We start from the raw sequence: 7,151 nt of genomic DNA on the forward strand, positions 1-7,151 counted from the left end.
AGGGCGGCCGGTTCAGTGGGCGATGCCGTCGATCAGGTCGCGCGCGCCCTGGCGCAGGAGGGCGACCGCGACCGAGGTGCCGAGGGTGGCGGGGTCGAGACGGCCCGCCCACTCATGGGCATTGAGCACGGTCTTGCCGTCGGGGGTGAACACACAGGCGCGCAGGGAGAGTTCCTCGCCCCGCTCGGAGCGCGCGAACCCGGCGATCGGGCTGTTGCAGTGGCCCTGGAGGACGTGCAGGAACATCCGCTCGGCGAGGATTTCGCGGTGGGTGGCCGGGTCGCCGAGGCCGCTGACGGTCTCGATGGTCTCGGTGTCGTCCTCGCGGCACTGGAGGGCAAGGACGCCCGCCCCGATCGGCGGCATCATCGTCTCCACCGGCAGGATCTCGCTGACCACGTCGGGACGGCCGATCCGGCGGAGCCCGGAGAGGGCGAGCAGCAGGGCGTCGGCCTCCCCGGCGGCGAGCTTGTCGAGGCGCCGGTTGGCGTTGCCGCGCATCGGGACGCAGTCGAGGTGCGGATGGGAGGCGGCGAGCTGGGCCGTGCGGCGCACGGAGGAGGTGCCGATACGCGTTCCGGCGGGGAGTTCACCGAGGGTGCGGCCCGCGGGGTCGACAAGGGCGTCCCGGATGTCGTCGCGCTTGAGGAAGGCCGCGAACATCGTCCCGGCGGGCAGCGGGCGGTCGGCCGGGATGTCCTTCACACAGTGGACCGCGAGGTCGGCCTCGCCCGCCAGCAGCGCCGCGTCGACCTCCTTGGTGAAGGCGCCCTTGCCCTCCACCTTGGAGAGGTCGCCCATCCACTTGTCGCCGGTGGTCTTCACCGGGATCACCTCGGTGCGCACCGCCGGGTGCAGCACGGCCAGTTCGGCACGGACGCGCTCCACCTGGGCCAGCGCCATGGGAGAGTCACGGGAAACGATGCGGATGAGGTCGACGGGCATGACGGCACGATAGTGCCTCGGCCGGGCCCGCGCGGACGACTTCCCCCGACCGGCGCGGCCGCACGCGCGCGTGTCGGCCCGTCAGCCGCCGACGATCCCGGCGAACCGCTGGGCACTGATGTTGCCGCCGGAGAGGACGACACCGATCCGCCGGGGCAGGGGCGCGATCCGGCCGGCCAGCAGGGCGGCCAGGGCGCTCGCGCCGCTGGGTTCGAGGACGAGCTTCATCCGTTCGAAGGCGAACCGCATGGCGTCCCGGATCTGCTCGTCGCTCACCAGGGCGATGTCGTCCACCAGCCGCTGGTTGATGGAGAAGGTCAACTCCCCGGGGATGTCGGCGGCTTGGCCGTCGGCGATGGTGCGCGGCACCGGGACGGCGACCCGGTGCCCGGCTTCCAGGGAGCGCTTGGTGTCGTCCCCGCCCTCCGGTTCGACCCCGATCACCCGTACGGCGGGCAGCAGTCCCTTGACGGCCGTGGCAGTCCCGGCGATCAGGCCACCGCCCCCGACCGGCACCATGACGGCGTCCAACTCCCCGGCTTCCTCCACCAGTTCGAGGGCGGCCGTGCCCTGTCCCGCGATGACATGCGGGTGTTCGTACGGCGGTACGAGGGCGAGTCCCCGGTCGGCGGCGAGTGCCTCCCCGATCGCCTCCCGGTCTCCGGTGTAGCGGTCGTAGGTGACGATCTCCGCGCCGTATCCGGCGGTCGCCTCCATCTTGGAGCGGGGGGTGTCCTCCGGCATGAGGATCACGGCGGTGGTCCCGAGCTCCCGGGCGGCGAGGGCGACGGCCTGTGCGTGGTTGCCGGAGGAGTAGGCGGCGACTCCCTTGGCGAGCTGCCCGGGTGAGAGCCGGGACACGGCGTTGTACGCGCCGCGGAACTTGAAGGCGCCGACCCGCTGGAAGTTCTCGCACTTGACGAAGACTTCGGCGCCGACCAGCCGGTCCAGGGTGCGGGAGCGCAGCACCGGGGTGCGGTGGGCGACGCCCTCGATCCGGGCGGCGGCGTCCCGCACGTCCTCCAGGGTGACGCGGGTGGCGCGCTGAGAGTCGGTCATGTACCTGCTCCGTTCCGGGTCACGGGGAGCGCCCTGCGGGCCCTCGACGCCGTCACTCTGCCGCGGCGTGGAATTTTTGTCCAGACCTGTACTGGGAGTCCAGAGTGGAGGAGGATCGTTTGCACCGGTGAGGCACCGGCGGACCGCGGAGGGAATCACGCATGAGCGCAGCCGACGACGGGCACCCCGACGGCTCTCTGCCGTCCCGGGCGGCGGAGGAGGAGCAGGACGCCGTCCTCGCCGCCCTCACCCCGGTGATCGACGGGATCGCGGCGACCTTCGGGTCCTGCTGCGAAGTGGTGGTCCATGACTTCCGGCGGCCCGAGCGCTCCATCGTCGCGCTCGCCGGTTCGGTCACCGGGCGGGGCCCCGGGGGGTCCATGAGCGAGATCGGCATGCAGTTGCTGGCGCGTGGCGACCAGGCGCGCGACCGGCTGAACTACGTCACCCGCACCGGGGACGGGACCATGGTCAAGTCCTCGACCATGGTGCTCCGCGACTCCCGCGGCACGGCCTTCGGCGCCCTGTGCGTCAACCTCGACATCACCGCCCTGCACCAGGCCCACGCACTGGTGGGCGAGTTGGCCGGAGCCGCCCCCTCCCCCGCGGCCGTACCGGTCACCACCTTCGGCGACGACATCGGGGCGGTGCTGGACGCGATCGTCGACGAACGTCTGCTCCGGCCGCACAAGCCGTGGCACCGGCTCGGCCGCGAGGAGCGGCTCGCCTTCTTCCGCGACCTCGACCGGCGGGGCGTGTTCGCCGTACGCGGCGCGGTGCGGCAGGTCGCGGACCGGATCGGGATCTCCCGGGCCTCCGCCTACACCTATCTCTCGGCGGCGCGGACCGCCGAGGGAGAGGACACCTGAGCGGCCACGGCCGCGCCCGCCGGGACAGGAGTGTGCGGCGGGCTGCGTCAACGCGGGCCGGACGGGTACCCGGACGCTGCATGACCTCGACCGGGAGGGACGGGAGGGACACGATGGGCGGATCATCGGTGCGGGCGGTGGGGTGGGCGCGTTCCCTGCCGCTGGAGTGCGGAGTGAAGGCGGCCCGCGACTGGGCCCGCGACCATTTGGAGTCGCTGAGCTGGACCGAGGGCGCCCCGCAGACGGTGGACGCGGTCCTGCTGACCATTTCGGAGCTGGTCACCAACGCCCATGTGCATGCGCACAGTTCGGCGCAGCTGGTGCTGAGCTGGGACACCAGCTGTCTGCATGTGGCGGTCCACGACTCCTCCAGCCATCTGCCGACGCCCCGGCCGCCGAGCACCGAGCGGCTCGGCGGGCGCGGCATGCTGCTGGTGGACGCGCTGGCCGACGACTGGCAGGCGCGGTCCTGCCCCGACGGCAAGATCGTCCACGCCTGCTTCCGGCCGCCCGCCGGGGTCGAGGGCTCCTAGCCGGGCCGAAGGCTGCTGGCCGGGGGCGAGGGCTGCTAGCCGGGCCGAAGGCTCCTCGGGCCTGTCTGACTGACGGGCGGCTCCGCCGGGCCGCCCCTCCCTCATGCCCCCGGTGTTCCGGCCGGTTCGGGGCGGTGGCGCAGGCGGCGGAGCATACGGGCGTCCTCGAAGCCGACCTCGCGGGCGGCGGCCTCCATGGTGGCGCCATGGCCGAGCAGATGTTCGGCCCGCTCCAGGCGCAGGGTCTGCTGATAGCGCAGGGGGCTCAGACCGTGGGTGGCCCGGCCGAAGCGGCGGGTGAGGGTGCGGGCGCTGACCCCGGCGTAGGAGGCGAGGGCCTCCAGCGGCAGCGGTTCGGTGAAGCGCTCGTCGATCAGGTCCTGGACGCGGTGCACGGCGTCGTCGAGATGGGCCCGGTGCCGGAGCATGGCGCTGGCCTGGGGCTCATGGCCGTTGCGCCGGGTGTGGACCACCATGTCCCGGGCCACCCGCGCGGCGAGTGCCGGACCGTGGCGGGCGGCCACCAGGTGCAGCGCCAGGTCGATACCGCTGGCGATGCCCGCCGAGGTGACCACGCGCTCGTCCGTGGTGAACAGGACGTCCCGCACCACGACCGCCCGGGGATGGCGGGCCGCCAGTTCGTCCTGGACCTCGTGGTGCGTGGTGCAGCGGCGCCCGTCCAGCAGCCCCGCCCGGCCGAGCGCCTCGGCCCCCGTGCACACACTGGCGACCGTGCCGCCGCCCTCGTGGTGGGCGCGCAGCCGCCGCAGCAGCTCCTCCCCGGGGCCGGACGCGTCGCGCCCGGCGGAGGCGCGACGGCCCGGCACCAGCAGCAGGTCGTCCCGGTGCAGCACGGGCCACTCGGTGGCCGCCAGCAGGGGCAGCCCCTGGGCGCTGACGACCTGCGACTGCTCGGCCACGTAGGACAGCTCGTACGGGCGCCCGAGGTCCGCCGCGGTGCTGAAGACCTGGGCGGGCCCGGCCAGGTCGAGCAGATGCACACCGGGCAGCAGGACGAAGACCACGCGGCTCACGCGCCGGACGCCTCCGCCTCCAGCTCGGCCACCGTGGCGATCCGGGCGAACCGGTCGTGCAGCACCGCCTCGGTGCGCTCGATGATCGCCGCGGCGCTGAGGTCGCCGATGGGGTGGGTGGCGGTGGCGTCGGTGACGAACACCGCGCGGTAGCCGAGGTCGCTGCCGAGCCGGGTGGTGGTCTCCACGCACTGCTCGGTGCGGATGCCGCAGACCAGCAGCTCTCGGATGCCCGCCTCGGTCAGCAGCTGCTGGAGGTTGGTGGTGGTGAAGGCGTTGTGGGACGTCTTGTGGAGCACGGGCTCGCCGGGCCGGGGCCCGTCCAGCTCCGCCAGCAGCCGCACCTGTCCTGACTCCGGGTCGAAGAGGCTCCCCGTGCCCGGTTCGGTGTGCAGCACCCAGACGACGAGGTCGCCCGCCGCGCGGGCCAGCGCGACCAGCCGCCCCACCGGCTCGGCGATCTTCGGGTCGGAGATCTGCTCCCACAGCGGGTGGGCGCGGAACGACTCCTGGACATCGACAACAATCAGTGCGCGATTCATGACACCCATGGTGACCGGCCACGATACCCCCGTCCAAGACCCGATCAGGGCCCGGGGCGGAACGATCCGGTCATCTGCCGGACCCCCAGCCTCGGTGGCGCGACCTGGGGGCAGGGGGCTGTGGTTCTGGCCACATTCCGGGGCGAAAGCCACCTCTCGGTGACAGTGGTCACTTCGCAAAACGGGCGATCTGTCTACGTTCGACGTTCAGTCGCCCCTCCCCCCGAGACCTGTAGAGGTGACTCACCATGCTTTTCCGCTCCTTCTCCGCCCCGTGCCCGGACACCGGCCGACGCTCCCGGGGCAGGCGCTCCGTCGCCTGCGCCGGTGTGCTGCTGGCCTCGGTGACGGCCCTGGTCTCCACCGGCGTGCTCCAGGCCGCGCCCGCGCATGCGGCCGACTCGCCGACCGGCCCCGGCTCCCCCGCCGCAGCGGCGCCCGTGCAGCCGCAGGCCGCGCCGCGGGTGACGTCCGCGGTGCTCGGTCTGGACGGCGACGATCTCGAACCCACGGTGCACGGCGACGACACCCCGTACGACACCGCGAGCATCGTCAAGGTGGACATCCTCGCCGCCGTGCTGCTCCAGGCGCAGGACGCGGGACGGCAGCTCACCCCCGACGAGCTGGACCACGCGGAGGCGATGATCCGGCGCAGCGACAACGACTCCGCGACCGCGCTGTGGCAGCAGATCGGCGGGGCTCCGGGCCTTGAGGCCGCCAACAAGCGGCTGGGAATGACCACGACGAAGGGCGGCCCCGGCCTGCTGTGGGGGCTGACCCGGACCACGGCGCGTGACCAGATCCGGCTGCTGCGCGCGGTGTTCGGCACCCGCCCGGCGGCGGACCCGGCCTCCCCCGCGCTGCGCGAGGAGTCCCGGGAGTACATCCGGACGCTGATGACCCGGATCGAGGACGACCAGGCGTGGGGCGTCTCCGCGGCCGGGCGGGCGGGGTGGGCGCTGAAGAACGGCTGGCTCCAGCGCACCGCCAGCGGGCTGTGGGACATCAACAGCATCGGCCAGGTCGCCGTGGACGGGCATCACTATCTGGTCGCGGTCCTCTCCGACGGCAGCCCGTCGATGAAGGACGGCGTCGCGCTGGTGGAGGAGGCGGCCCGGGACGCCGTACGGGCGACGACGGGCCACTGACACAACCCCAGGAACACCTGCTCGGCGGGCCTACGCGTCCCAGGAGCCGTTCCTCATGAGGATCTCTCCCTCTCGGTCCCTCTTCGGGCCGGGACGGCACTGGTCGGGATCACCATCATCTTCGTCACCGTGCCGTCGTCCCCGACCACGTCCCGCACATGGGTGAAGCCCAGGCGCCGGCACATCTCCAGACTCGGCGTGTTCTCCGCGCCCACCATGCCGTAGGCCTCCTTCAGGCCCAGGCCCTCCGCGGCGTGGCGGAGCAGGCCGTGGACGAGTTCGGTGCCGAGCCCCAGGCGCCAGTACTCGGGGTGCAGCGCGGTGATGAGTTCATGGCCGTCGACGTTGCCGGTCTTCTTCACCTCGGCATGGCCGATGTACGTCCCCTGGTACCGGACACCCCAGACGTCGAAGAGCTCCCGGGGATACACCTCGGTGAGGATGGCCCGGAACAGGGTCCGGATGTCCTGCTCGGGCACCTCGTCCTGGCCCATCCAGCGGCGGACCTCCTCATGGCGGAGCAGGGCGACGAAGGCGTCCTCGTCCTCGGGGCGGTACGGGGTGAGTTCGAGCCGTTCGGTGTGCAGGACGGGTGTCATGGCGGACTCCTTGGGGTGGGGAGCGGGTGGGGCGGCCGGGGGCGCCGGACGGCGTCTCGGGCCGGGTGCGACGGGGGCCCGGGACGGCGGCGGGGTCGCCGCGCGCCGTCCCGGGCCCGTTTCAGGCGGTCAGGCTCCGGCGGTGTCCATGCGCTCGCGCAGGCTGCGCGGACGCATGTCGGTCCAGACCTCGTCGACATGGGCGGAGCACTCCGCCTCGGTGCCCTCCTTGCCCACGGGCTGCCAGCCTGCGGGCACCTCGATGTCGACCGGCCAGAGCGAGTACTGCTCCTCGTCGTTGCGCAGCACCTGGTAGCGGGTGTTCTCGTCCATGTCGTGTTCTCCTGTCGTGGATGGCGATGGGGTGGGGATACGGGCTACGGGGGCGGGGGTGCAGGTCGTACCGTGGTGGCGCGCGGCCC

9 protein-coding genes are annotated in these 7,151 nt (G+C 72.9%); 3 read left to right on the forward strand and 6 right to left on the reverse strand.

What is annotated here, in order from left to right; genetic code table 11:
* Positions 1–12 precede the first annotated feature (12 nt).
* Together hemC and ACIHAA_RS08610 are read right to left on the reverse strand one after the other, a co-directional pair.
* Positions 13–945 (reverse strand): hydroxymethylbilane synthase, encoded by a 933-nt coding sequence (gene hemC / locus ACIHAA_RS08605; RefSeq protein ID WP_399814589.1) that lies wholly within the window; start codon positions 943–945, stop codon positions 13–15.
* An 81-nt stretch (positions 946–1,026) separates the two neighbouring features.
* Positions 1,027–2,004 (reverse strand): threo-3-hydroxy-L-aspartate ammonia-lyase, encoded by a 978-nt coding sequence (locus ACIHAA_RS08610; RefSeq protein ID WP_399814591.1) that lies wholly within the window; start codon positions 2,002–2,004, stop codon positions 1,027–1,029.
* Between the two features lie 161 nt (positions 2,005–2,165).
* Between ACIHAA_RS08610 and ACIHAA_RS08615 the strand changes: the two genes are divergently transcribed.
* Together ACIHAA_RS08615 and ACIHAA_RS08620 are read left to right on the forward strand one after the other, a co-directional pair.
* Positions 2,166–2,873 (forward strand): transcriptional regulator, encoded by a 708-nt coding sequence (locus ACIHAA_RS08615; protein WP_399814593.1) that lies wholly within the window; start codon positions 2,166–2,168, stop codon positions 2,871–2,873.
* Positions 2,874–2,986: 113 nt separating this feature from the next.
* Positions 2,987–3,406, forward strand: coding sequence for an ATP-binding protein (locus tag ACIHAA_RS08620; RefSeq protein ID WP_399814594.1), 420 nt, complete (start codon positions 2,987–2,989; stop codon positions 3,404–3,406).
* Between the two features lie 101 nt (positions 3,407–3,507).
* On the opposite strand, the gene ACIHAA_RS08625 is transcribed toward ACIHAA_RS08620, so the two are convergent.
* Together ACIHAA_RS08625 and ACIHAA_RS08630 are read right to left on the reverse strand one after the other, a co-directional pair.
* Complete coding sequence (locus ACIHAA_RS08625; RefSeq protein WP_399814596.1) at positions 3,508–4,440, reverse strand: GlxA family transcriptional regulator; 933 nt, start codon at positions 4,438–4,440, stop codon at positions 3,508–3,510.
* On the reverse strand, positions 4,437–4,982 hold the full coding sequence (locus tag ACIHAA_RS08630) for a cysteine hydrolase family protein (protein ID WP_399814598.1): 546 nt from the start codon (positions 4,980–4,982) through the stop codon (positions 4,437–4,439). Before ACIHAA_RS08630 ends, ACIHAA_RS08625 begins: the two co-directional genes overlap by 4 nt.
* A 248-nt stretch (positions 4,983–5,230) precedes the next feature.
* Here ACIHAA_RS08630 and ACIHAA_RS08635 point away from each other — a divergent pair, with 248 nt between their 5' ends.
* Entirely contained in the window at positions 5,231–6,130 is a 900-nt protein-coding gene (locus ACIHAA_RS08635; protein WP_399814600.1) for a serine hydrolase, read from the forward strand.
* Between the two features lie 53 nt (positions 6,131–6,183).
* Here ACIHAA_RS08635 and ACIHAA_RS08640 read toward each other — a convergent pair whose 3' ends face one another.
* Positions 6,184–6,729 carry a GNAT family N-acetyltransferase gene (locus ACIHAA_RS08640; protein ID WP_399814602.1) on the reverse strand — a complete coding sequence of 182 codons (546 nt, stop codon included), beginning with the start codon at positions 6,727–6,729 and terminating at the stop codon, positions 6,184–6,186.
* Between the two features lie 129 nt (positions 6,730–6,858).
* Positions 6,859–7,062 (reverse strand): MbtH family protein, encoded by a 204-nt coding sequence (locus tag ACIHAA_RS08645; RefSeq protein WP_399814604.1) that lies wholly within the window; start codon positions 7,060–7,062, stop codon positions 6,859–6,861.
* Positions 7,063–7,151: the final 89 nt, after the last annotated feature.

The sequence above is a fragment of the Streptomyces sp. NPDC052040 genome (genome assembly GCF_044548405.1).
Taxonomy (GTDB): Bacteria; Actinomycetota; Actinomycetes; order Streptomycetales; family Streptomycetaceae; genus Streptomyces.